This is a genomic window from Brevibacillus borstelensis (genome assembly GCF_003710865.1).
Taxonomy (GTDB): domain Bacteria; phylum Bacillota; class Bacilli; order Brevibacillales; family Brevibacillaceae; genus Brevibacillus; species Brevibacillus borstelensis.
Window position 1 is genome coordinate 40,798 of sequence record NZ_RHHO01000033.1, and the last position, 24,427, is coordinate 65,224.

General features: G+C 54.1%; 21 protein-coding genes and 1 pseudogene. 14 read left to right on the forward strand and 8 right to left on the reverse strand.

Translation table 11 applies throughout. The annotated features are described in order from the left end of the window. The first annotated feature begins 76 nt into the window (after positions 1-76). The 7 genes from ribD (at position 77) to EDM54_RS16185 (ending at position 7,449) form a co-directional block, all read left to right on the forward strand. Positions 77-1,222, forward strand: coding sequence for a bifunctional diaminohydroxyphosphoribosylaminopyrimidine deaminase/5-amino-6-(5-phosphoribosylamino)uracil reductase RibD (ribD, locus tag EDM54_RS16155; protein WP_122958455.1), 1,146 nt, complete (start codon positions 77-79; stop codon positions 1,220-1,222). Positions 1,223-1,236: 14 nt separating this feature from the next. Continuing rightward, on the forward strand, positions 1,237-1,896 hold the full coding sequence (locus EDM54_RS16160; protein ID WP_024983072.1) for a riboflavin synthase: 660 nt from the start codon (positions 1,237-1,239) through the stop codon (positions 1,894-1,896). Positions 1,897-1,909: 13 nt separating this feature from the next. Continuing rightward, positions 1,910-3,112: a bifunctional 3,4-dihydroxy-2-butanone-4-phosphate synthase/GTP cyclohydrolase II gene (locus tag EDM54_RS16165; protein ID WP_003392341.1), complete on the forward strand. Its 1,203-nt coding sequence runs from the start codon at positions 1,910-1,912 to the stop codon at positions 3,110-3,112. 6 nt (positions 3,113-3,118) lie between these two features. Next, positions 3,119-3,583, forward strand: coding sequence for a 6,7-dimethyl-8-ribityllumazine synthase (ribH, locus tag EDM54_RS16170; protein ID WP_003392339.1), 465 nt, complete (start codon positions 3,119-3,121; stop codon positions 3,581-3,583). Between the two features lie 135 nt (positions 3,584-3,718). Then, entirely contained in the window at positions 3,719-5,230 is a 1,512-nt protein-coding gene (locus EDM54_RS16175) for a spore germination protein (protein ID WP_003392337.1), read from the forward strand. Positions 5,231-5,233: 3 nt separating this feature from the next. Further along, positions 5,234-6,322 (forward strand): GerAB/ArcD/ProY family transporter, encoded by a 1,089-nt coding sequence (locus tag EDM54_RS16180; RefSeq protein WP_003392335.1) that lies wholly within the window; start codon positions 5,234-5,236, stop codon positions 6,320-6,322. Further along, positions 6,319-7,449, forward strand: coding sequence for a Ger(x)C family spore germination protein (locus EDM54_RS16185; RefSeq protein WP_003392332.1), 1,131 nt, complete (start codon positions 6,319-6,321; stop codon positions 7,447-7,449). The genes EDM54_RS16180 and EDM54_RS16185 overlap by 4 nt, the downstream gene beginning before the upstream one ends. A 15-nt stretch (positions 7,450-7,464) precedes the next feature. Here EDM54_RS16185 and EDM54_RS16190 read toward each other — a convergent pair whose 3' ends face one another. From EDM54_RS16190 to EDM54_RS16200, 3 genes are all read right to left on the reverse strand, one after another. Further along, on the reverse strand, positions 7,465-8,994 hold the full coding sequence (locus tag EDM54_RS16190; RefSeq protein ID WP_003392330.1) for an aldehyde dehydrogenase family protein: 1,530 nt from the start codon (positions 8,992-8,994) through the stop codon (positions 7,465-7,467). 5 nt (positions 8,995-8,999) lie between these two features. Continuing rightward, on the reverse strand, positions 9,000-9,626 hold the full coding sequence (locus EDM54_RS16195; RefSeq protein ID WP_024983074.1) for a TetR/AcrR family transcriptional regulator: 627 nt from the start codon (positions 9,624-9,626) through the stop codon (positions 9,000-9,002). Positions 9,627-9,811: 185 nt separating this feature from the next. After that, positions 9,812-10,846 carry a M23 family metallopeptidase gene (locus EDM54_RS16200; protein ID WP_003392327.1) on the reverse strand — a complete coding sequence of 345 codons (1,035 nt, stop codon included), beginning with the start codon at positions 10,844-10,846 and terminating at the stop codon, positions 9,812-9,814. A 151-nt stretch (positions 10,847-10,997) separates the two neighbouring features. Here EDM54_RS16200 and larC2 point away from each other — a divergent pair, with 151 nt between their 5' ends. Together larC2 and EDM54_RS16210 are read left to right on the forward strand one after the other, a co-directional pair. Further along, positions 10,998-12,131 (forward strand): nickel pincer cofactor biosynthesis protein LarC2, encoded by a 1,134-nt coding sequence (gene larC2, locus EDM54_RS16205; RefSeq protein WP_255320265.1) that lies wholly within the window; start codon positions 10,998-11,000, stop codon positions 12,129-12,131. A gap of 92 nt (positions 12,132-12,223) precedes the next feature. Then, complete coding sequence (locus EDM54_RS16210) at positions 12,224-12,781, forward strand: DJ-1/PfpI family protein (protein WP_003392322.1); 558 nt, start codon at positions 12,224-12,226, stop codon at positions 12,779-12,781. A gap of 123 nt (positions 12,782-12,904) precedes the next feature. Here EDM54_RS16210 and larC read toward each other — a convergent pair whose 3' ends face one another. Further along, positions 12,905-13,738 (reverse strand): nickel pincer cofactor biosynthesis protein LarC, encoded by an 834-nt coding sequence (larC, locus tag EDM54_RS16215; RefSeq protein ID WP_122958521.1) that lies wholly within the window; start codon positions 13,736-13,738, stop codon positions 12,905-12,907. 137 nt (positions 13,739-13,875) lie between these two features. Here larC and EDM54_RS16220 point away from each other — a divergent pair, with 137 nt between their 5' ends. Further along, positions 13,876-15,009: a metallophosphoesterase family protein gene (locus tag EDM54_RS16220; RefSeq protein ID WP_122958456.1), complete on the forward strand. Its 1,134-nt coding sequence runs from the start codon at positions 13,876-13,878 to the stop codon at positions 15,007-15,009. Next, positions 15,006-17,225, forward strand: a complete 2,220-nt coding sequence (locus EDM54_RS16225; protein WP_122958457.1) for an ATP-binding protein — start codon at positions 15,006-15,008, stop codon at positions 17,223-17,225. The genes EDM54_RS16220 and EDM54_RS16225 overlap by 4 nt, the downstream gene beginning before the upstream one ends. A gap of 73 nt (positions 17,226-17,298) precedes the next feature. Here the strand turns inward: EDM54_RS16225 and EDM54_RS16230 are convergent, their stop codons facing one another. Then, entirely contained in the window at positions 17,299-18,501 is a 1,203-nt protein-coding gene (locus EDM54_RS16230; protein ID WP_003392315.1) for an ornithine cyclodeaminase, nickel-pincer nucleotide-dependent, read from the reverse strand. Positions 18,502-18,670: 169 nt separating this feature from the next. On the opposite strand from EDM54_RS16230, the gene lipA reads away from it, so the two are divergent. Beyond that, entirely contained in the window at positions 18,671-19,558 is an 888-nt protein-coding gene (lipA, locus tag EDM54_RS16235; protein ID WP_024983080.1) for a lipoyl synthase, read from the forward strand. Positions 19,559-19,596: 38 nt separating this feature from the next. On the opposite strand, the gene EDM54_RS16240 is transcribed toward lipA, so the two are convergent. Further along, a complete protein-coding gene (locus EDM54_RS16240) occupies positions 19,597-20,634 on the reverse strand; it encodes a YhcN/YlaJ family sporulation lipoprotein (RefSeq protein ID WP_024983081.1) in 1,038 nt (345 codons plus the stop codon). A gap of 114 nt (positions 20,635-20,748) precedes the next feature. Between EDM54_RS16240 and EDM54_RS16245 the strand changes: the two genes are divergently transcribed. Beyond that, complete coding sequence (locus EDM54_RS16245; RefSeq protein WP_003392309.1) at positions 20,749-21,345, forward strand: YutD family protein; 597 nt, start codon at positions 20,749-20,751, stop codon at positions 21,343-21,345. Between the two features lie 98 nt (positions 21,346-21,443). On the opposite strand, the gene EDM54_RS16250 is transcribed toward EDM54_RS16245, so the two are convergent. After that, positions 21,444-21,755 carry a hypothetical protein gene (locus EDM54_RS16250; protein ID WP_122958458.1) on the reverse strand — a complete coding sequence of 104 codons (312 nt, stop codon included), beginning with the start codon at positions 21,753-21,755 and terminating at the stop codon, positions 21,444-21,446. Positions 21,756-22,332: 577 nt separating this feature from the next. Between EDM54_RS16250 and EDM54_RS16260 the strand changes: the two are divergent. Further along, positions 22,333-22,966 (forward strand): annotated as a pseudogene (locus tag EDM54_RS16260) (nitroreductase family protein). Positions 22,967-23,094: 128 nt separating this feature from the next. Here EDM54_RS16260 and EDM54_RS16265 read toward each other — a convergent pair. After that, complete coding sequence (locus tag EDM54_RS16265) at positions 23,095-24,261, reverse strand: dicarboxylate/amino acid:cation symporter (RefSeq protein ID WP_003389731.1); 1,167 nt, start codon at positions 24,259-24,261, stop codon at positions 23,095-23,097. Between the last annotated feature and the right edge of the window lie 166 nt (positions 24,262-24,427).

Genomic DNA, 24,427 nt, shown 5'->3' on the forward strand with positions numbered 1-24,427 from the left:
GAAAAACGAGAGGCTTCTTTCCCAATGCCCTGAAGCGTGCTTCGAGGGCATTTTTCATTGGGGAGGAGAGGAACTCATGTCAGGAAATGACTTGTCGTATATGGCGTTGGCACTGGACTTGGCGAGGGCGACAAGAGGACAAACCAGTCCCAATCCGGTAGTGGGAGCCGTTGTCGTCCGGGACGGAGCAGTCGTGGGGATGGGCGCTCACGTAAAAGCGGGTGAACCACATGCCGAGGTGCATGCACTGCGGATGGCTGGTGAGCATGCGAAAGATGCCGTGCTTTACGTCACATTGGAACCTTGCAGTCATCATGGGAGAACCCCTCCTTGTGTGAATGCGATCATTGAAGCCGGCATCAAGCGAGTAGTGGTTGCAGTGGCGGACCCGAATCCGCTTGTCGTCGGTACAGGAATCGCTCGCCTCAGACAGGCGGGTGTGGAAGTAACAGTGGGAGTGGGAGAAGCACAGGCGAAGAAGGCAAACGAAGTCTTTTTCCATTTCATCACGACGAAAACACCGTTTGTGACCGTCAAAACGGCAGCTTCGCTGGATGGGAAAATCGCTACGCATACGGGGCACAGCCGCTGGATTACGGGTGAAGAGGCCCGCCAGCGGGTCCATCAGCTACGGCGAGAGCACGATGCTATTTTGGTTGGGGTTCAGACAGTGCTCGCGGACGACCCTGAGCTCACGGCCCGCCAACAGGGAATAGCCAGGGGAAAGCAGCCGCTTCGTGTCATTCTCGACAACCAGCTGCGGACCCCTTCGGAAGCCCGCGTGATACGGGACGGCAAGGCACCGACGCTCGTTTTCACAGCGGATGACGCACCCATCGGCAGGCAAAAAGAGCTCGAGAGCCACGGGGCCGAGATTGTGAGACTGGAAGGGCGCGTAACAGTCGAGCAGGTGCTTGCGGTGCTGGGGGAAAGAGGGATCACTTCTCTGTTTGTCGAAGGCGGAGCGGCGGTCAACGGCTCTTTTTTGCAGGCACGGGCCATTCAAAAGGTCGTGCATTTTCTCTCCTACAAGCTGATCGGCGGACAGGGGGCGCCTGCTCCCTACGGGGGACTGGGCGCAGCTCATATGGGGGAAGCCATCTCTCTGGCGGACGTGGATGTCGAGCCGATCGGAGGAAGCGATCTTTGCATTACCGGCTATCCGGTATGGCCGGATGGAGCCAGCAATAGCGAAACGCGCAGGAATGCGGGCTGCAAATGATAGGAGGGGAAGCCGTGTTTACCGGATTGATTGAAGAAGTAGGTACAGTAGATTCCATTGCGGTCACCGAGCGGTCCAGCAAGCTGACGATACGGGCCGCGGCCGTTTTGGAGGATGTTCGCCTGGGTGACAGCATCGCTGTCAACGGCGTTTGTCTGACGGTCACCTCGTTTTCCGCGAGCCGCTTTCAGGCAGATGTCATGCCGGAAACGTGGCGGGTGACGGCCCTGTCCAGCCTGAAGCCGGGGATGCGTGTCAACCTGGAGCGGGCGCTGCAGCTCGGAGATCGTCTCGGCGGCCATCTGGTCTTGGGCCACGTAGACGGCACAGGAAAAATCCTCTCCAAAAAAACGGACAGCAATGCGGTGCGATTTGCGATCCAGGCGAAACCGCACCTGCTTCGCTACGTAATGCCGCGCGGCTCGATCACTGTAGACGGCATCAGTTTGACCGTAGTGGCCGTTGACGAGGAGAGCCTGTCCGTTTCGATCATTCCGCATACGCTCAAGCAGACCAATCTGCTGGAAAAACAGGTCGGCGATCCGGTCAATCTGGAGACGGATGTGATCGCCAAATACGTGGAGAGGCTGCTTGGCGGCAGGACTCCGGGCGAACAACAGAAAGCACCAGCAGGCCTGAACCTGGCTTTTTTGCAGGAACACGGCTTCGCTTAAGGAGGGAACAACGATGTTTCATACCATTGAAGAGGCGATTGAGGCTTTGCGAAGCGGCCGCCCTGTCATCGTCGTGGATGACGAGGATCGGGAGAATGAAGGCGATTTCGTTTGCCTGGCCGAAGCGGCAACGCCGGAGATGATCAATTTTATGGCAATGCACGGACGCGGTTTGATCTGCGTCCCTGTCACACAAGAGCATGCGGAACGCTTGAAGCTGGCTCCCATGGTGGAAGCAAATACGGATCGCCAAGGCACTGCCTTCACGGTCTCTATCGATGAAACTGGGACGCATACAGGCATTTCTGCGCATGAGCGCTCCCATACGGTGCAATCCATGCTGGACGAGAGCAAAGGCGCAGACGATTTTCGCCGTCCGGGACATATTTTCCCCTTGATCGCCAAAGCAGGAGGCGTGCTGAGGCGCGCAGGACATACCGAGGCAGCAGTCGACCTGGCCAGGCTGGCCGGAGCGAAGCCGGCTGGCGTCATCTGCGAAATCATGAACGAGGACGGGACAATGGCTCGCCTTCCGCAGTTGATCGAGATCGCCAAGCGGTTTGAGCTGAAGCTGATCACGATTGCCGACCTGATCGAGTACCGCATGCAGCATGAAAGATTGGTAAAGCGCGAAGCAGAGGCCAAGCTGCCTTCCGCCTTCGGGGATTTTCGCATTGTCGCCTACACCAATGAACTGGACGGCAAGGAGCATGTGGCGATTGTAAAAGGAGAGATTGACAGCAGCAAGCCCGTCCTGGTAAGGGTCCATTCGGAGTGCCTGACCGGGGACATATTCGGTTCGCATCGCTGCGATTGCGGCCCGCAATTGCATGCTGCCCTGCGCATGATCGAGGCCGAGGGCCGAGGCATCGTTCTCTACATGCGCCAGGAGGGCAGGGGCATCGGACTGATCAACAAGCTGAAGGCTTACCGGCTGCAAGAGCAGGGCTATGATACAGTGGAAGCCAACAAAAAGCTCGGTTTTCCCGCTGATCTTCGCGATTACGGGATCGGGGCGCAAATTCTGCTCGATCTGGGCGTAAAGCAGATGCGGCTGATGACGAACAATCCGCGCAAAATTCGCGGCCTTTCCGGCTATGGAATGCAGGTCGCCGAAAGGGTTCCGCTGCAAATGCCGGAGCATCCCGAAAATGAAAAGTATTTGCACACAAAACAGGACAAACTGGGCCATCTGCTCCAGTTTGCAGGGGAGTGAAGGATCATGAAACATTGGGAAGGAAATTTGATCGGAACTGGCTTGCGTGTCGGGATTGTCGCAGGGAGATTTAACGAGCTGATTGTCAGCAAGCTCGTCGGTGGCGCTCTCGATGCATTGAAGCGGCACGGTGTCGAGGAAGACGCGGTAGAGGTTGCCTGGGTGCCGGGGGCATTTGAAATCCCGCTGATCGCCAAAAAGATGGCGGAGTCCGGAAAGTACGATGCAGTCGTGACCCTGGGAGCGGTCATCCGCGGTTCCACTCCGCACTTTGATTACGTGTGCAGCGAATGCGCCAAAGGGGTAGCATCGGTCTCGCTGAATACGGGGATTCCCGTTATCTTTGGCGTACTCACGACCGACTCGATCGAGCAGGCGATCGAACGAGCGGGGACCAAGGCAGGCAACAAAGGTTGGGAAGCGGCTTCGGCAGCCATCGAAATGGCAAATCTGAGCCGGCAATTTGCTTGACATAGGGGTATCCTATACGGCAAAGCAAAAGCGGGGGCAGGCGCGAGGGCGCATCGTCCCCGCTTTCCTTTTGGATAATTTGACCAGGGATGGGCAAAGTAAGAAGGATTTTCCTGTGCACAGGGGGCGGGATCCATGGATGTAAAAGCGTGGTGGAGAAAGAACGCTGACAAGGTACTGACACGTCCCGGTTCTGGCCATTCTGCGAAAAGGCGCCCAAAACAGGCTGCACACAAGGTCCGAGCCTTGCTGCAAGCGCGAATGCAAAACGTGGATGATTTTACAGTTCTCCATCTGTCGATGAACGATGAACCTGTAGAGGTTTACTTTCTGAATACCTTGGTAGATGAGTCCAATATTTACGAGAGCATCCTTCTTCCTCTTCAGCGAGAAGACGGGCGCCGCCCTGTGCGAGCCCTTCCCTTGGGCCAGTTGGTCAATCCCGATGAGGAAATGAAGATAACGGACAACCTGCTGCGTGGACATACGATTCTCATCTTTCCCGAGCGGGACGAGGTGCTGCAGGTAAATACATTCAAAGCGCCGCACCGTACGATCAGCCCGCCGGAGACGGAATCGACGGTGCTTGGTCCGCAGGATTCATTTGTGGAAATGCTTGAGGTGAATCTCTCGCTGATTCGCCGCCGGATCGCAAACCCTGACCTGAAAATCGAGGTACATAGCATCGGGACTCAATCCAGAAACAAAGTAGCCATCCTGTACCTAGAAGGCATCGCCAACCCGGAAAATATCACTCGCGTTCAGGAACGAATTAAAAATACGGAATATCACGGCTTTGTCGGGATGCCGATTTTGAAGCAGATGCTGGAGGACAAGCCTTATTCGCCATTTCCCCAGTTTGGACTCACCACACGGCCGGACAATGCGGCGGCGGCTTTGCTGGATGGGCGCATTTTGCTCATTTTGAGCGGAAGTCCGGAAGCGGCCATTTGTCCCGCTGCTTTTTTGGAGTTATTCAGCAGCCCGGAGGATTTTTACAACCGCTGGTCGACAGCCAGCCTGCTGCGGATGATCCGTTTCCTGGGACTTTTCCTGACCGTTTTGCTCACTTCCAGCTATGTTTCGGTATTAACCTATCACCCGGAAATGCTGCCCCCGCCACTGCTGACGATTTTATCCGAATCGCGCAACAGAGTGCCGTTTCCGCCTGTAATCGAGGTGCTGATCATCGAGCTTGTCATCGAAATTCTCCGTGAGGCCGGAATACGCATGCCGACCAAAATCGGCCAGACGATCGGTATTGTCGGGGGTATCGTGATCGGGACCGCCTCCGTACAGGCGGGCCTTGCCAGCAATATCTTGATCGTTCTCGTGTCCGTCTCTGCTCTTCTGTCCTTTGTCCCGCCCAACTTCCTCATGAGCAATGCCATTCGGCTGGTTCGCTACGGATTTATTCTGTCGGCCGGGTTCTTGGGGATGTACGGACAAATGTTGATGCTTGCTCTGATGTTTGCCCACTTGCTCAATCTGACCTCGCTCGGTACGCCTTATATGAGCACAGGTATTCCACGCGTCTGGAGCGATGTCTTTAACAGTTTGCTGCGTACTCCATTTAAATTCATCGCATTTCGGAGCGGAATGGCGAACGCCAAGAAAAAGCAGATTTTTCCCATAGACGAGGAGTAGCCGATGGATAAAGGGAAGCTTGAAAAATTGAATCCGTTCCATGTCACGTTTTTGATCATCAACGTGATTGTGGGCATGAATCTGCTGACCTTGCCGCACAGCCTGAGCATGCTTGGATACGATCAATGGTGGATGCCGGTAGTGATGTGCCTCCTAGCGCACTTGACGCTTTTTCCCATGGTGGCTCTTTGCAGGCGTTACCCTGGCGACACTTTGTTTGTCATCAATGAAAAGCTTCTTGGAAAATGGCTTGGCTACGCAGTGAACGGTGTCCTGATTGTTTACGGCTTGCTCATGGTGGCGTCCATCTCTGCTGGCTATATCAGACTGGTGCAAACATCCATGCTGAATACGTCGACAATCACGTATCCGCTCTTGGGTTTGCTTTCGGTCATGATCTATATTTCTCTCGGGGGGATCAAAGCGATCGCCCGTTTTTGCATCTTGACCTTCTTTTTTACTTTTTGGATGCTGTATTACCTGCAGTGGGGGTTTCAAAAAGGGAACATCATGCATATTTTCCCGCTGTTTCAGGTAAATGTCATGGAGATCGTTGCAGGAGTCCATAATGGGTTCTTCAGTTTCCTCGGTTACGAGCTCATCCTTTTTTATTACCCCTACGTGCAAAAGAAGGAACAAGTCTTCAGGCACGCATCGATTGGGCTGTGGGTTGTCTGCGCTATCTATGTGTTCGTCCTCATTGCCAGTGTCAGCTATTTTTCGGTATGGCAGGTTACGCAAGTCGTTTATCCCATTCTGAATCTGTTCAAGGCCGTGGAGCTGTCCTTCATAGAGCGAGTGGAGAATCTCGGGATTGGCCTCTGGGTGTTTTTAGTTCTTTCAACAGGCGCTGGCTATCTGTGGATGGCGAAAAAAGGCATAGACCGGTGGAGGAGAAAAAACAGTGTCCTGCACTTGTACATCGCGACCATAATCGTATATTTCAGCGTCCGCGGTCCGCTTCCGATCCCCATGGAAATTTTATTGTATGGAAATGGAAGCATCTACTTTGCTTACGGGGTCATCCTCTGGCCGTTGGTGCTTCTGCTATTGCATGCCATTCGGGAAAAGCGGGGAGGAGACACGCTGTGAAAAGCGCGCGATGGAGAAGGCTGATGTTCGGGCCGCTGCTGGCCGTTTGTGCGCTGTCTGGCAGCGGATGCGCTCCCGAGATCGAGAAGCCGACGCTCGAAGATATGGCCCTGATCGGTGTCATGGGTATCGACTATGTCGACAAGAAGCATATGAAGGTATCCGTTTCTGTACCAGTACCCTCGGAGAAAGAAAAGGAAAGTACACAGTTGTATGCAGCGGTCAGCAAAATCCCGAGCGAAGCGACGATTATGCTGTCTAGCAAGGCGGATCGAACCATATCGCTTTCCCAATTAAGGGTGATCCTGTTTGGCGAAAAATTCGTCCGCGAATGGGGGCTTCGCGAGACGATCCTCGATTTCTACCGGAATCCGGCCGTCGGAGAGAATGTGGTCGTGGCTGTTGTGGGTGGCAAGGCGGAGGATGTCATCAAAGGCAAGTACGAAAACAAGCCGGAGATCAATACGTATCTGAACAATCTTTTGCGTCCCAGAGAGGAGACGGCGTTCACGTCCTTTGCCACGCTTCACGACCTTGTTTTCATGCTGACCAATCAGGTGAGCGATCCCGAGCTTCCGTATTTGAAAAAGGAAGATGGGGAAATCGTCATTTCAGGGGTTGCGGCTTTTCGGGGAGAGCATATGGTTGGTACCCTTTCGCAAAGGGAAGGGCGATTCATACAGATGGTAAAGGGACGCAGGCATCTTCCCTCCATCAGTTTCATAATCGAAGATGAATACGCTGCCGGAAAAAGGTCACAGCTAGTCTTTGATATTATCCGCTCCCATTCAAAGGTGCGCAGCAACGGGGCTCTCAACAAGCCAGTCGTGGATGTTGCGGTCGAGGTTCGCGGCATCCTGTTCGGGTATACGGGTGCGCGAAATCTGGAGGACCCTTCGGAGCGCAGTGAAATCACCAGAAAGTTAGGAGCGGAAATAGAAAAAGAGATCACATTGCTGCTCAAAAAGCTTCAAAAGAAAAAGTGGGACCCCGCAAGTATCGAAGAGAGCTTCCGGCAAAAATACCGCGGGGAGTGGGGCCGATCAATCGGTCTTGAGCTGTATCAGAAGGCTGAGTTTCGGGTAAAAGCGAAGGTGGAGATTATCGGAACAGGTACGATGAATTAGCGGTTTTGCGGCAAGCTAAAACAGACGTTTCCACTCTCGCCAGGCAGCAAGCAGATTTCGGCTGTTCCAGGTTTGTCCCTTGCCAAACAACGTCTTGGTCAAGCCGACAAACAGCGTCTGCTGCTCCTCCGTATACGGGTACCAGTTGATCTCGCGTTTCTTCTTCCCGGGGTCGTGGATGATCGAGACAGCATGGGTAAAGGCTTGCAAGCCTTCAGGGCCGCGATAGCGCCCGATGCCGCTCTGTTTGACACCGCCGAACGGAAGGTTGGGATTGGCGAAGCTGATAATGACGTCGTTGATGCAGACATTGCCGCTCTCGAGCTGGAGTGCGACTCTTTTTGCCTTTGCTTTGTTCTGTGACCAGACGGAGGCGTTCAAGCCGTAGGGCGTATCATTGGCGAGACGAATCGCCTCTTCCTCTGTGGAAAAGGTCATGATGGGCAGGATCGGGCCAAATGTCTCCTCCCGCATGATTTTCATCTCATGGGTTACGCCGGTCAGTATTGTAGGTGGCAAAAACATGCCGTCCTCGGAAAAGCTCCCGCCGAGCTCTGCAATCGCCCCTTTGGCCAGCGCCTCTTCGACATGCTGCCGAACGATGCCAATCTGCTGCGGCGAGGTCATCGAGCCGACTTCGGCCTGATCGGGAAAACCGTGACGCAGGGCTGCTGTTTTTTCTTTGACCAGGCGAAGGAATTCCGGGTAGACGCGTTCATGCACGTAGACGCGCTCAACAGACATGCAAACCTGCCCGGAGTTGGTAAAGGCACCCCAAACAGCGCCGTTTGCCGCCCGTTCGAGATGGGCGTCCTCCAGCACGATCATCGGGTCTTTGCCGCCGAGCTCCAATTCTACCGGGATCAAATGCTCCGCAGCCTGTGCCATGATCTTTTTCCCTGTGGCTACCGAACCAGTGAAAAAGATTTTGTCCGGCCGCGCCGCCACCAGCGCTTGCCCGACTTGTCTGCCTCCGTGCAGCACCTGGACGATGTGCTGCGGGGCAGGGACAGCCTGAAACAGCTCCTCGATCAGCACACCGACCCCGGGAGTTATCTCGGAAGGCTTCAAAATGACGGTATTCCCCGCAATCAGTGCCGAGAGAACCGGAACGACAGACAGTTGAAACGGATAGTTCCAGGGAGAGATGACGGCGACAACGCCCATCGGCTGGTAGTGAATAGACGACTTCTTCGGAGAGAGGGCGATCGGCGTCGGCACTTTGCGGGGTGCCAGCATGCGCTCCGCGTTTTTTTCATAGAAGCGGATGGTGTCTGCGGTCACGAAAATCTCGGTCATGTACGCTTCCAATGCCACTTTGCCGGTCGCCTCACTGATTTTTTTCGCCAGTTCTTCGCCATGCTCCACCAAATAATGGCGGAGGTTGCGAAGGTAGTGAACCCGCGCGGAAACAGGCGTGCTGCCCCAATGACCAAATGCCAGTCTGGCCCGTTCCATGGCCTTGTGAACCTCTTCAGGGGAGTTTTCCTGCAGTGTCCCCATCACTTCTCCGGTAGCCGGATTGCGCAGTGTGAGAGTGCCCATTTGCTTCACCTCGTCTTATGGGAGTCGAAAAGCATAGCCAGCAGCCGGGACAAGTCGCTGTCCAGTTTGGCGATCATTCGGTCTGCTTGCTCTGGTTCCATCAGCAGGGCCTGGAAGAACATGCCGTCCAGCGCAGTGTAGAGGAGATGTACCCATTCCTGGGATGGCGGCGGGGTGTTCTGCCCTTTTTCAGAAAGCAGTTTTTCCAGCATCCGCGAGATCAGGGTGTAAAGCCGTTCGCGAATCTCTCGGACAGGCTGGCGGAAGGCGTCGACGTACATGGCCTGCACCTGTAAGTCGTACCAGAGACGGTGGAGGTTGCGGTCTTCTGTCATAACCTTGCGCAAAAGCGAAGACAGGCGCGTCTGCCACCCGGTGACAGGACCCAAGATGAGATCTTCCTCCAGCTCTTGTAAAAAACGTTCCTTGTAACCGGAAATAACGGAGAGCAGCAGGTCTTCCTTGCTGGCAAAGTAATAGTGCAATATCCCGAGAGAGACTCCCGATTCTCGGGCGATATCCCGAAGCGAGACAGAGGCGTAGCCTTTTTCGGCGAGACATCGAGTCGCCTGTTCGATCAGATGGGCCCGCTTTGCTTCTGCTTTGGCCTGTGCACGGGGAGAACGAGTCATCAGATATGCACCAACTTTTTTGGACGAACGTCCAGTTTTTCTATCTTGATTGTATGTAGGGGAAATGTCCGTGTCAATGGTAAAAGGAAAGTTTGGAAAACGGAGGAACCAACCAATCGAACAAGCTGTGTCTGCATACTGGCAAGCAGCCAAAAGACGCGGGAGAGCAATTCCCGCGCTCATCTTCACCGCTTTTTCTTTTTGCTGTACATCTGCCGCTCCCATCGCTTCAAGTAAGGATACGGATCGAACGCCCACTCATTGCTCCCCGTGTCACTGTACATGCCGTAGTGCAGGTGGGGCGGAAACTTGCCGGAGGTGCCAGGTTTTCCATAGCCGGAGCTGCCGACGTACCCGATCACTTCTCCCGGCTCCACGATATCGCCCGGTTTCAAACCCTTTTTAAACGAAGAAAGGTGGGCGAAATAGTGATAGACGTTGCCGATGTCTCGCATGCCGATCCGCCATCCGCCGTAGCGGTTCCAACCGACGACTTCAATTACTCCATAGCCTGTGCTTAGCACCGGCGTGCCGTATCCGGCGAAGATGTCCGTTCCCTCGTGGATACGTCTGCCTCCCCAGCCGCGGGGATCGCCCCATGTACTGCGATAGCTGTATGTGTAGCGTTTCGGGATGGGAAAATGGTGGTCATCCAGATCAAGCCGCTGAAATTTCTCGAAGACAGAAGCAAACTGGTCGATCGTTTTAACGGCCCTGTCGCGTTTGTAATACGACCAGAGCCCGATCTTCCAATCCTCGCGGGTAAAGCCGTATCGAGACAGAAACAGGGTCATCGTAGTCAGCACGTCGACATCATTTTCCCTGTCTGCTCTGCCGTCCCCATCTCCATCCACACCCAGTCCGCCGAAAAATTGGATGGAAGCGGGAGTGGCATCCCGGTCGTCCGGGTTCAATGGTCCGCCCCACAAGGCAGGAGGAATCTCAATGGCTGTCAAGCGCTGGGGAGCTTGCTGCCGGTTGTCTTTTTGCCTTGAGCGTTTGTTGATGGAACGCTCGTACTGATCCACCGCCGCCAGATATGACCAGGGAATGCCGTATACGGATTCAAAGCGCTGAAACAGCGCCAGTCGTTCCTGATAGATGGGATCTCCTGAAGTAGCCGCCGGGACGGACAAAGCTGCCTGTGAAACAGGAGGCCATGAACACAAGGTTAAGAGTACGCACAAACTGATTTGCATCATCAGGCGAAACGTAGTCATGCCCGTCTCCCTCCAGCAGTATTCTCCTTTGTAGGTTCTGCCAGCACACTGTGATTATCCGAGATAGTTTTTGCCAGTCCCGGGAGCCAGAATGGGCCAACCCCGGGTTTTGGTGTATGATCGTATCAGAAGACAGAACGGAGGAAACTGGATGCAGACGATGATGATAAGAGGCGATCAGCCGCTGTTTTTCCACAAATTGCGTGGTCCGCTGCTGCGGTTGTGGGAGAAGGCCGGGATTGATTCTCTGGAGCAGGTGGAAGGTGCAGCGTGCAGCGGACTTGCAGGACGGGTTCGGGCGGAAGCAGAAAATCAGGAGGCCCGGCTGGGAGTTGCAAACCAGAAGGTCCGTCCGGGAGCTGCAAATCAAAATCAGGCGGTCCAGCCGCATAAGACGCATTTCGAGGCTTTTTTGCAGCGTGCCGAGAACTTTCGCACCACATGCCCACCCGACGTATGGCAAAAGGAAACGGAGGCGTTGCGACAGCTATGGACCGTGATAGAGCCGGAAGCGTGCAGAAAAAATGTGCAAATCCTCGTTCAGCCTTTGGTGATTCCGGCCAGATTGCCGGTAGCCGCTCTGCCCTTGCTGGATGGATGGAACGTACATGAGGACCCGCACATTCCGCCAGAACAGTTTTCTCCGCTTGTGCTGCTGTGGCTGCAGGAGACCGGGGCAAAACCGATCGGGACGATCAGCGGCAAGATAAAGCGCGTGGAGGCCGGAGATGGAGTGGCTGTCTTCTTTGCCGATATGAACGACCCTGCCGGCTGTGCAGAATCACGGACGGGCATTCCTGTGGTCCGTGAATACCGCGATCACGGCGTTGAACATATTGACGAAGGGATGTTCCTCCTGCAGGCCAATCTGGACGACAGCAGTCCGGAATGGATGGCCCACGCCATGGAGCGTTTGCTTGAGGCGGGAGCCAACGATGTCCACTTTCTTCCGGTTACGATGAAAAAAAGCAGGCCGGGCGTATTGGTGCAGGTCTTGTGCTACCAGAGCAGACTGGAAGAACTTAAATCTGTCTTGTTTCAGGAGACAACCACCTTCGGTATCAGGTATTTCCCCGTGGCCTGCCATCGGCTGGCAAGACAGTTCGCAACCGTGAAAACACAATGGGGCGAGGTTCCCGTAAAAATCGGGCTGCACCGCGGAAAACAGGTACAGTGTTCACCGGAGTATGCCGTTTGTGCTCAATTGGCGAAAGAAGCCGGCATCCCGGTGAAGCAGGTGCATCAAGAGGCGCTTTCGCTTGCCCTTGCGATGAAAGTACGCTGACGCGTGATGCTGCCAGCAGGAGTTCATCGGTCCGTGAAGAAATGGGTAGAGAGAGGTTTTTTTCCTCAAAAAACCAGCGGGGAGGCTGTACTATGAGCAAAAAGGTGCTGATTGTAACCGGTGACGCGGTGGAAGCTTTGGAGATCTTTTACCCCTATTATCGCTGCCTGGAGGAGGGGCTGGAGGCCGTCATCGCTTCGCCTGCCAAAAAGACGCTGCACACGGTCTGCCACGATTTCGAAGCCCACAGTGAAACCTATACGGAAAAGCCTGCTTATCAACTGGCCTCGCATGTGGCTTTTGCGGATGTAAATCCGGAGGAATACGACGGCCTGATCATTCCGGGGGGCCGTGCCCCTGAATATATCCGGCTGAACGAGCATTTGAAACCGATCCTGACTCACTTTTTTGAGGCAAACAAGCCTGTGGCCGCCATTTGTCACGGTTCGCAGGTGCTGGCGCTCGTAGGCGAGCACGTTCGCGACCGCGAGATGACTGCCTACCAGGCATGCCGCCCAGATGTAGAAGCGTGCGGAGCCATTTATCGCACGGAACCTCTGCACGTTCACAATAACCTCGTGTCAGCCCACGCATGGCCTGACCTTCCGGGATTCATGCGTGAATTCCTGCGCCTGCTCCGCGAGGCTTGATCGGAAGCTTGTGCATCCGTGGGCCTGCCTCATGCAGAGCAGTGGCAGCAGACATGAAAAAGCCTTGTCCTGATTTTGCGGACAAGGCTTTTTTGCTTCCGGATGTCTTGGACTTAAATGAGATCACATAGTGCCGACCAGCACCCGCAGTACGTTAGGCTGATCGGGAAGATCGCGGGTCCCTGCCCCGTAGCCGATGGCGTCCACGGTCATCGCCGGAAGCGGCCCGAACTGCTTGACCAAGGCGGCCGCAACCCCTGCTCCGGTCGGAGTAGTCAGCTCTTTTTGTATGTCTGTTTGGCGAAGCGGAATTCCTTTCAGCATTTCCATCGTCGCGGGTGCAGGGACCGGGTACAGGCCATGGTCACAGCGGACGTAGCCGTTTCCGGTCGGAACAGGGCCGCTGTACAACTGATCAATGTCCAGGTCTTCCAAAGCCAGGGCGATGCCGACGACGTCGACGATTGAATCCAGCGCCCCTACTTCATGAAAATGAACCGTATCTACCGGCACATTGTGAATTTTGGCTTCGGCAATGGCGATTTTCTCGAAGATCGCTTGCGCTCGGGCGGTCACACGCGGTGAGAAGTCAGCCTCGTCGATCATCGCAGAAATTTCTTTGTACCTGCGGTGATGATGATGTCCGTGATCATGGCTGTGATCGTGCTCGTGGTGGTGATGTCCGTGATCATGGCTGTGATCGTGATGATGTCCGATGTTTAGCACCGGCAATGTTTTCAGCGCTTTGAGCTTCTCCAGCTCTTCATCGATCACATCCAGCTTTAGCGAGCTGACCCCTTTTTTCACCACCGTCTTCCACTCCATGCGGAAATTCCCCAGCGGCAGCTTGCGCAGTTCACGTTCAATCGTTTCGCGGTTCGCACCCGCATCGACCAGTGCAGCGAGCAGCATGTCGCCGCTAATTCCCGAAAAACAGTCCAAATAGGCAATACGCACAGCAATCGCTCCTTTTATCCGGTACTCTTTTCCTGTATCATAAAAGGGAAAATATGTTCGTGTATGAGACAGGGGAATCTGCTGACCAAAGTGTACCATTTCCTCCAGCAGTCTGTCATGCCAAGGAGTGAGTTTTCATGTTGTCGTTTATTCATATAGCTGACGTCCACCTGGACGCGCCGATCCGTGCCATGTCCGTTTCTTATGAGCTGAGGCAGGACGACTTTCGGCGGACGATGCGGACGGTTCGGGATCTCGTGTTGGAAAAGCGGGCAGATGTTTGGCTGATCGCCGGTGACCTCATGGAGCTGCATGGCGGGAGAAGAACCACGGCGATTTTTTTGCGTGATCTGTTTGCCAGCGTGGCTCCTACACCGGTCTGTATCGCTCCGGGGAATCACGACCCGTGGCGGGCCGATTCCTTTTACCAGTCGTTGGAGTGGCCGGGAAACGTGTACTGGTTTACGCCGGAGTGGGGGGCTTTCGAATTTCCCGAAAAGTCTTGCGTCGTCTACGGATGGGGCTTTCCCCAGCCGCATGTGTACGAGTCGCCGTTGGCGGAATTCCCCGGAAAGCTGCCTGGCTACCGGCACCATCTGATGGTTTTGCACGCCAGTGTGGTCAACGGGGGAGGCGAGGAGCATCATCCGTACGCACCGGTAACCATAGAGCAGCTCGCAGAAACGGGAATGGATTACATTGCGCTCGGACATATCCACAAGCCTGCGCGCTTCGCTCATCCGGTACATAGACGGACGTTTGCCGCATACCCGGGTTCTCCCGAAGGCTTGTCTGTCAAAGAAAGCGGGCCCCGTCACGTCCTGTACGGCGAACTGAATGAAGCGGGCGAGCTATTGCTTGAGGAGCTCCCGGTCCAAACGCGAATGATCGTGAGACGGGAGATCGATATACAAGGGGCGGAAACGGTCGATCAAGTCGCCGACATACTGGAAAGCGGGCTGGCCGATGTGCAGGACGGGCAAATTTTGGACATCACCTTGACAGGGAACAGGCCCGTACATTTTACGCCAGCTACAGATGTGCTCGAAAAGCGCTTTTCCCGCTTTTTTGCCATCCGCATCGCAGACCGGACGAGACCGGACCTGGATGCGGGCAAGCTGATCGCCGAGGGCGGCATCTGGGGACGCTGGCTGCAGCGTCTCGCCGAAGAGGAAGCGGCTGCGGCCGCGTCTTCCGATGAACAGCGCCAGGCAGTGGCTCGCATGGCCATGAAAATAGCGCTGGAGCGGATCGGAGGAATGATCGGATGAAGATTCACGAGCTATCGATCAAAGGCTTTGGCAAATGGCGCGGAGCCGATTTTCGCTTCGCCCCGGGACTGAATGTATTTGCCGCTCCCAACGAAGCGGGAAAATCTACGCTGCTTCAGGCGATATTTGCTTCGCTGTACGGGCTGAAGCGGGATTATGTTCGTTCCGCCCGGTATTTGCCCGAGTACGACAAATACTTCCCGTGGCATTCGGGCAGCTACGAGCTTAGCGTTCTCTACGAGGTAGACGGCAGGCGCTATCGGCTTCACCGCCGTCTGGAAAAGGAAAGGGAACAGGCTCAGGTTTTTCTCGACCCCGACTGGACAGAGGTAACGAACCTGTATCAGGAAGACCGGCGCAAAGAACGAAACTTTCTTGAGCTCCATCTCGGCTTGACACGCAGCTTGTTTACTGACCTGACCTGGATCAGGAGAAGTCCGCTGGAAGCTTCGGAATACCTCCTGCCTTCGCTGTTTGGCACGAGCGAAGCTGATCCGGCGGTAAACAGAATGCTGGCAGCCCTGGACAAGGAATTGACGCTGATCGGAAAAAAGGAACGGGCGGAAAATACGCTGCTTGGCAAGGCAGGAGCGCTGGTCGCGCAAAGAGAACAGGAGCTGGCCGAAGCGGAAGCCGGCTGGGCAGCCGTTCAAACATTGACGCAGCAGATCGCCCACTGGGAGAAGGCAAAGCAGGAAATGGAGCGGACCCGGGAGCGGATGCGGCAGCGGCTTCTCGTCCTGCAAAAGGAGGAGCAGGCTTGGCAAAGGAGATGGCAGGACAGCTACAGGGAGCCTGATGAGGAAGGCTGGCCGCAGTGGGAAGCGACAGCCCGCACAGAAGAAGAGCGTGCGCTGCATCGCCAGGTTCAGTCAGTTTTGGCTGCCCAGGGGGATTGGGGTGAAGCTGAACAAGACAAAGGAAATGCGGACGTACCTGAAAGCGATGCTTTGGAAAAGCTGGAAGCGGCTTACCGGCAGGCATTGGAATTGCGGAAGGAGCGAGACGAGTACAAGGAGCAAGCCGACCGGTTGGCTGAAGCGGCGCTTAGGACCGCTCCGAGCCGTGTGGGCCGGGGGAAAGAGAAGCGGACCGGAAAAGTCCGTCTGTGGTGGACAAGCTGTCTGGCGAGCCTGGTCGTCGCCGCATTATTTCTGCTTGCGGGCAACGCTCCGGTCGGCTGGATCGCTGCAGGAATCTCAGCTGCATGTGCCCTTGCGGCTGCAGCCGCGAATCGGGGACAGACAAGGCAGAGAGAAAATCGTTCCGCCGGCAACGAGCACGAATGGCAAGCCTGGCAGGACAAGGCTGCCCGCTGCGACCAGGAGCTGCAGCAGCTTTTGCAAAAGTGGAATGCCGCTGACTGGGATGCCTTCCTGATCATGAGGGAGGAGCGGAAAAACCGCGTGCAAGACAGACAAGCGAGTCTGGCAGCGCAAGAGTGGAAACGCCAGGAGGAGAGAGCCCGCCTGATAAAAGAGTGGGGAGAAGCTTTGCGGGCACTGCTGGAACAAGAAAAGGCAGTACGCGAGCAGGAACGGACAACCCTTGAGCGCGAGGCCAAAGAGCTGGATCGGGAGCTCCTCGCAATTCGGGAGCGCATCGCCAGGGCATCGGGAGAGCTGGGCCAGCAGGATGAGGTCTCACTGGCAAAAGTACGCGGGGATTACGAGGAGGCGGTCGAGGGGCTGCGCCAACTGCAATTGAACCGGGAAGCGCTCACTCTCGCCAGGGATACGCTGCAGCAGACTTTACACGAATGGAACAAAGAGCTGTCACCCGCGGTCAATCGGATTGCCTCCGACATCATGGCCCAAATGACCGGAGGCAAATATGAGGAAGTCAGGCTGGACCCCCAGGAGAAATTTGGCATAAAGGTCTGGGACAAGCCGCACCAGCGAATTGTCGAGCATGATTTTTGCTCTTCGGGAACGCAGGACCAGCTTTACTTTGCCCAGCGACTGGCGCTTCACAGGCATGTCAGCCAACAGACGGAGCCGCTGCCCCTGTTTTTGGACGACCATTTTGTCCATTACGATCCGGAAAGGCTGGAGCGAGCCCTCCATACGGTCATGCGGCTGGCTGAGGAATATCAGATTTTTTTGTTTACCTGCACAGATCGGGAGAGCAAGCTGTTGCAGCCGCTTCTGCAGGGATCAGACCGCCACTGCCTGCATTCCTTGAGGGAAACGGCCAGCAGCGAGACGCAAATATAGGAAAGATACAAAAAGCCTCCAGACAGGAAAAGGTCCTTTCTGGAGGCTTTTACATGTATTACATTTTTTTACTTCAGTTTAATTCCTTGTCCAGCATCGTCAGGAACAAGCCGACATCGGTTACGACGCCGACGGTTTGGGCGGAACCGCGGTCCATCAGCTTGGTGACAACGGCAGGGTTGATATCCACACAGACGGTTTTGATCCAGCTCGGCATCATATTGCCTGTTCCGATCGCATGCAGCATCGTAGACAGCATGACGACCATTTCCGCGTCGGCGACCTGATCCGCGTATCGGGCCTGCGCTTCGATCAGGTCCATCAAGGTGTCCGGAAGCGGACCGTCATCGCGGATGGAACCGGCCAGCACGAAGGGCACCTGGTGTTTGACACACTCGTACATGATTCCGCTTTTCAAGGTTTGATCCGCTACCGCTTCCGCGATGGAGCCGGAACGATTGATCGCATTGATCGCCCGCATGTGGTTTTTGTGCCCGCCGCGGACCACTGATCCGGTGTCCAGGTTGACGCCGAGGGACGTCCCGAACAGCGCTCTTTCAATATCGTGCACGGCGAGTGCATTCCCCGAGAGCAGTGCATTTACATAGCCTTTGCGAATCATGTTCTGAAAAGCTTCCTGCCCGCCAGTGTGAATGACGACGGGACCGGCGACGAACACAATGCGACCGTTGCGTTTGCGAATGTCCCGCATTTCTTCTGCCAACTGCTTGACGATGACTTCGACACGGCGCTCCGAGCTTACTTCATTGTTCATGAAAGAAAATTCGGAGGAGCGTTCCTCTGTCGGTTGCAGGACGAGACGAACTCCGTTGCTGCCGCAAATGACATGATCGTCCTTTTTAATATCGCGCAGCTTGACGCACTGAACCTCTTCGCCCTTGACCACAAGACAGGCATCCATCCGCTGATGCTTGGCCCGGACCCATTTGCCGTTCAGAAACACTTCGGTGGCATGATTGGTGGTAGAGTAAAAATCGTCAGGCACCACCTTGTCCTTTTCCGCCAGTTTGATCGTTGGAGCCTCTTCCCCGGTAGGAATCGTACAGCCGAGGTTGATCAGCTCGTTTAAAATCAGCTCGAGCTTGTCTTCCGGCAGGTTAAGAGCGATCTTAGCGACTGATTCGTCGTCTACCTGATCGCCTACGGATAATTCCAAAACGCGGTAACGCCCGTTGTACTGTACGACAGAAGCGTCGATTTGCTTGAGAATGTTATCGCGGATAATGTGTCCGCGCACCTCGATGACACGTTCCATGGTTGCTCCCTCCCCATTGTTGTCAGTATTGGTTCTTCTTAGTATATCGGTTGGAGGGACCGGCTAAAAGAGGATGCTGATAAACGGATAATTATACAGGTGTTGCCCCATTCCAGAGCAAACTCTATAATGAATGGAGAGACCCAAGTCCAATGAGGAGTGAGCCCTAATGTCGCAACGCAAGCCGGAGTGGCTCAAGATCAACCTTGTATCAGGAAAAGAACTGGCCAACTTCAGAGAATTAAAGCAAACGATGCGCAGTCAGACGCTACATACAGTATGTGAAGAGGCGAAATGCCCCAACATCCACGAGTGCTGGGCCAATCGAACCGCCACTTTTATGATTTTGGGCGATATATGTACGCGTGCTTGTCGATTCTGTGCGGTAAAAACGGGGCTGCCCACTGAGCTTGATCTGGCAGAACCGGAACGCGTTGCGGAGGCCTCGGAGCAAATGGGCTTGAAGCATGTCGTCGTAACTTCTGTTGCCCGTGACGACCTGGCAGACGGAGGAGCAACTGTTTTTGCAGAAACGATTCGCGCTATTCGCCGGCGCTTGCCACTTGCTACCGTAGAAGTGCTGATCCCTGATTTTATGGGGAACTGGGATGCGCTCAAGGTAGTGATGGATGCCCGTCCGGACGTCCTGAACCACAACATTGAGGCAGTTCGCCGCATGTCCGACCGAGTCAGAGCCCGGGCGAAGTACGACCGTACGCTGGAGCTTTTGAAAAAGGCAAAGGAATTTCAGCCTGACATTCCGACCAAGTCCAGCCTGATGATCGGTGTAGGCGAAACGTTCGAAGAAATCATAGAGACGATGGATGACCTGCGCAGCGTCGATGTCAACATCATGACGATCGGTCAATACCTGCAGCCGACTAAAAAGCACCTTTCTGTTGAAAAGTACTACCACCCTGACGAGTTCGTCCGCTTGAAAGAGGAGGGCATGCGTCGCGGATTTTCCCATGTGGAAGCAGGGCCGCTGGTACGCAGCTCCTACCATGCTCATGAACAGGCGAATGCAGCCAAAGCGACAATTGCACAAGCGCAATGATAAAAGAACCCCTATGCGAGCATAGGGGTTTTACGCATTTATCGGGAGGAGGTTCCCATACCTTGTTTTGCTTTGTTGGTACGATTGTTTTCGGTCGTCATCGTTGACCCTTTTGTGCGCATTTCTTCGCCGTCCACTGTTCCGCCCATCCGCTTGATCAAGGCGTCGATTTGACGAGTGTCTTCAGCCCTCGTAACCGGGCCGTTGGAAGTGCGGCTCGCAATTCGGGAAATCTCGTCAATGTCTTGTTGGTTGTCCGTTACGTACACTTTGTAGTAACGAGGAGAAACCGACATCGCGTTCATTCTCGCCTGATCCTTTGCTGTCCGTCCATCCGGGCCTTGCGTATTGAGACCGACGAATACTTCTTCGTCTGTCACCAGGACGGTGGAACGATCTACCCCAGGGCAGCTGACAGTCACATTGCCCACTGCACGGGCCAGTGCATCGCGATCCACGAAGACGTTATTGGCACCACCGCCAAAGCCTGTGCCATTCGCACCGCCAACACCGGCAGCTTGCATGTCAGCGCGATGTGCCTGGGCATAACCCATGTGCGGCATCGTGTTGGTCGCCATTGTACCAGCACCTTGATTGGTACGGTAAATCGACTGGTTGTTGGTACCGGCGCGATTCAGAGGGCGCATGCCATTGTCCGTAAAGGCGTTGTAGCTGTTGATGCCGCCGTTGTAGCCTGTATCCCCAAAGACAGTGCCTCGGGTTGTCCCGGCGGTCCCGTTCATGGTACCGAATCCAGTTCCGGTTCCGGCAGCCCCGAACCCGGTTCCGGCAGTACCGTTTCCGGTTCCGGCCGTGCCGAACCCGGTCCCGGCAATACCAGCAGGACGGTTGGCGTTAGTATACGGAAAGTTTGTTCTGGCATTGTCCGGCAACCCGGGTGCATTGTTGTAGACACCCGCTTTGTCAGCATTGAAAAGACGCGGAGCGGCTTGATTGACCGTAGTGCCGTTAGGACGATTGGCGTCAGGCGCAGCGTTGTTCGCACATGCGGAAGTCAACAGAGCAATACCTGCAACTGCTTGAAGCAACCAAGTTTTTTTATTCAATGGTTCCACCCCCTACAGCTAGGGTGTCCTCGGAGCTGGTCTCGTTTTCGTGGGAATTTTATCTCTCTCTGCAAAAAATGTGGTAAGATGGACGTAGTATGCATTGGTAAGGAGGAAGCGGCCTTGATTCGCACCCAAGCAGGCACTTATGAGGTCATGGAAGACAATCGCGACGGTTGGAATTCGGAAGCGTTTAAAGAGCGCTACAGCGACATTCTTGACAAGTACGATTATATTGTGGGCGATTGGGGTTACGGCCAGCTCCGCTTACGTGGTTTTTACGAAAGCACCAACCGGAAAGTGCCGTTTGAGCAGCGAATTTCCGCTCTGGACGAGTATTTGCATGAGTTTTGTAATTTCGGCTGTCCCTATTTTGTCCTGAAAAAGGTGAAAGCTACTCCATATACATCTGATCAGCAAGCAGATGATCGCGATGACCTCAGCGGGGATACCGCGAGGGAAAGTCAAGTGGACGATGAGATCTTTGTAGAGCGCAAAGAGCGCAAGCGCGTTCATCCCAGGCAGCACCGCGCAGAGCGAAATGACCGCAATCAGGGGCAGGGAGCGGGAGAGCGCAAAGAACGGGGAGACAAGCCTAAATACAGATCGGATAAGAACGCACGAGACGGTGGAAAGGATCGCCAAAAGCAAAGTCAAGGTCGCCCAAATCGGGAGCGGGACAAAGTCCCAACCGGGCAGGGCCAGCCTAAAAAAGAATAATGCGTGAAAAAGAAGAAAAAGGCACTGCCTCCTGAAAAGGGCAGATGCCTTTTTTACGTTTTCCATCAGTTATTTCAGACCGCTTTTTTGTTTCTATGTCATTGAGATTCTTCCACTCCGGAAACCGGCCAGTAGCCATACGGATAATAGTACGGGTAGGGGGAAGGAAACGGAGGATAGTATGGATAGAAGGGCTGGCGGAATCCAAAATGAAACGGAAAGACAAACGGAAAAACAAAGTCTATTCGAGGTCTCCTGCGTCTTCTCCATTGAACAGGATAAGCATACTCCTCCAGATACGCTTGATAATTGTGGGAGGGATAACCGGCAGAGGGATAGCCGGCAGAGGGATAACCGGCAGAAGGATAACCGGTCGAAGGATCAATTGGCTGCTGGTAATACGGTTGCATGGTGCGAATGACACTCCTCTCAAGGTTTCTATCTGTTTTCCAGTAGCAGTATACGGGGTATTCGCCCTGTCGGAGCATTGTCCGACAGAAATGGGCGGAAAAAACCCCAGTGCCGAAAGGACTGGGGATCAATAAGTATCGAATGTTAAGGGAATCTATCGTGGATGTGATTTCGCTGCTCGTCTAAAAACTGTTCCTTGTAAACGATATTTGCACGTCCCTCATGTTTTACGCTCTCCGACAGACGTTCGCTTCTCCGCTTCTTGTTTATTGTCAGCTCATAAACAATCCCGAAAACCATGAATCCTGCAAAAAGATACAGCAAAAAGGCCCACATTGGCAAGAGAGATTCCTCCTTTACCGGTCTGTATAGAATAAGACGAAAAAGTCGGAAAAATGTTTCCAGCTTCGTAAATAAAAGGGAGTAGATACGGAAACTGCTTTACTTATCTACCATAATTATATACTTACTTTTAGTAACGTAAAAACGCATTCAAAATCCCAGGGACATAGTCAGTAGTGCTGATTACATTTCGTACATAGTTCGTCTTCGGGGAAAAGCAGAGGAGAGAGAACGATGAAGTACCTGGTTTCGGTTATAAAGGAACGACGCTCTGCCAGCAAATTTATAAAAGGGCAGGAGATTTCAAAAAGGAGAACTGGATGACATTTTTGCTCTTGTAAAGTATGCTCCTTCCGCATTCAACCTGCAGCATGCCCATTACATTGTGGTAACGGACCCGCATTTGAAGGAAAAGGTCTATGAGGCCGCTTACCGGCAGTACAAGGTTCAAACCGCATCAGCGGCAATTGTCGTTCTGGGAGATACGCTGGCTTATGAGCAGGCGGGGCGGATTTATGAAGGACTTCTGCATCTCGGCGTATACAACCAACAGGAGTATGATCAAATGGTCAGGGAAACTGTTCAGTTTTATCTGGATCGCGGAGAGGTATTCGCGAGAGAAGAGGCCATCCGCAATGCCAGCTTGTCTGCCATGCAATTGATGCTGGTCGCCAAGGAAAAAGGCTGGGATACCTGCCCGATGATCGGTTTTGACCCCGAGGCGCTCCGAGAGGCCCTCGACATTCCCGAACGCTACGTGCCGGTCATGCTGATTGCACTCGGAAAAGAGGATACTTCCAGCCAGAGACCGAGGGGCTATCGCAAGCCGGTAGGAGAGTTTGTCACCTACGACGAAAGCCCGAAGTAAAATGCAGCCACAGAAAACGTTCATTCATAGAAAAACTGCACCCCATATGTTCGCAATCGCTGACAAATGGGTGCAGTTTCTTTTTTTGCGTTTTTTCAATCGTTCTGAAATAGCTCATCCAGCCAGCTTTACGCTGCTTTGGACTTGCTCAATCCGTCTGTAATGACTGCAATTGCGCCGTCTCCTGTCACGTTGCAGGCTGTACCGAAGCTGTCCTGAGCGATGTACAGGGCTATCATCAAGGACGTGAGCGTGGTGCTGAAGCCGAGCATCGATTCCAGGAGACCGAGCGCTGCCATGACCGCACCGCCGGGAACGCCCGGGGCGGCAACCATCGTGATACCGAGCATGAGAATAAACGGAAACATGACTGAGAAAGATGTGGACATGCCGTTCAGCATCATGACTGCCATAGAACAGGAAACCAGGGTAATGGTGCTGCCCGACAGGTGAATGGTCGCACACAGCGGGATTACGAAGTCGGCAATTTTATCCGTGACTTTGTTTTCCTTTGTTTGACGCAGGGTTACCGGGATGGTGGCTGCAGAAGACTGTGTCCCGATCGCGGTAAAGTAAGCCGGCATCATGTTCTTCAAAAGAACAAACGGATTTTTCCGTCCGAACTGTCCGGCTACAATGTACTGGATGACCAGGTAAAGCAAATGCATCGCGATAATAATCACAAACACCTTGGCGAATACAGACAGGATCATACTGACCTGCCCGCCATAAGTGAGGTTCGCAAAAACGGACAAGATGTGGTAAGGCAGCAGCGGAATGATCACCGAAGAGATCATTTTCTCCACGATCTCCCTCAAGTCAACCATGACCCGCTGGAGCGAGTCTCCCTTGATCACGGAAGCGCCCAAGCCAAGGGTAAATGCCAGCAAAAGTGCGGTCATAACGCCCATGATCGGAGGCATATCCACGGAAAAGTAAGGCTGGACAAGCGCTTCTTCCGGATTGGCAAACGTTTTGGTCAATCCTCCAACCTCCAGAATGTTGGGGAACAGCCCGGAACTTACAAGATAGGCGATTGTGCCGGCAATAATGGTGGAACCGTACGCGACAGCGGTCGTCAATCCGAGGAGCTTCCCGGCTCCTTTGCCGAGCTCGCCAATACCCGGCGCGATGAAACCAATGATGATCAACGGGATGGCAAAACCAAGAAAATTGCCAAAAAGCCCGCTGTATGTAGCCAATGCCTTAATGACTGCCTCCGGTGAAATGGAGCCGATCAGAATCCCCAAAATAATTGCGATAATAACCTTGGGCAACAGGCCCAACCTTTTCATGGCGTAAACCCCCTGTAGAACTGTTTGTTTAAGGTGAACACATATCCGCGTGGAATGGATTAAAGCAAAAGTAACATAAACAGATGTTGATGTCAGTATAAACAGGAAAAATAATAATATTTAAAATATTTAGTGCAAATAAAAAGAACATGCTTTTTTTTGCATG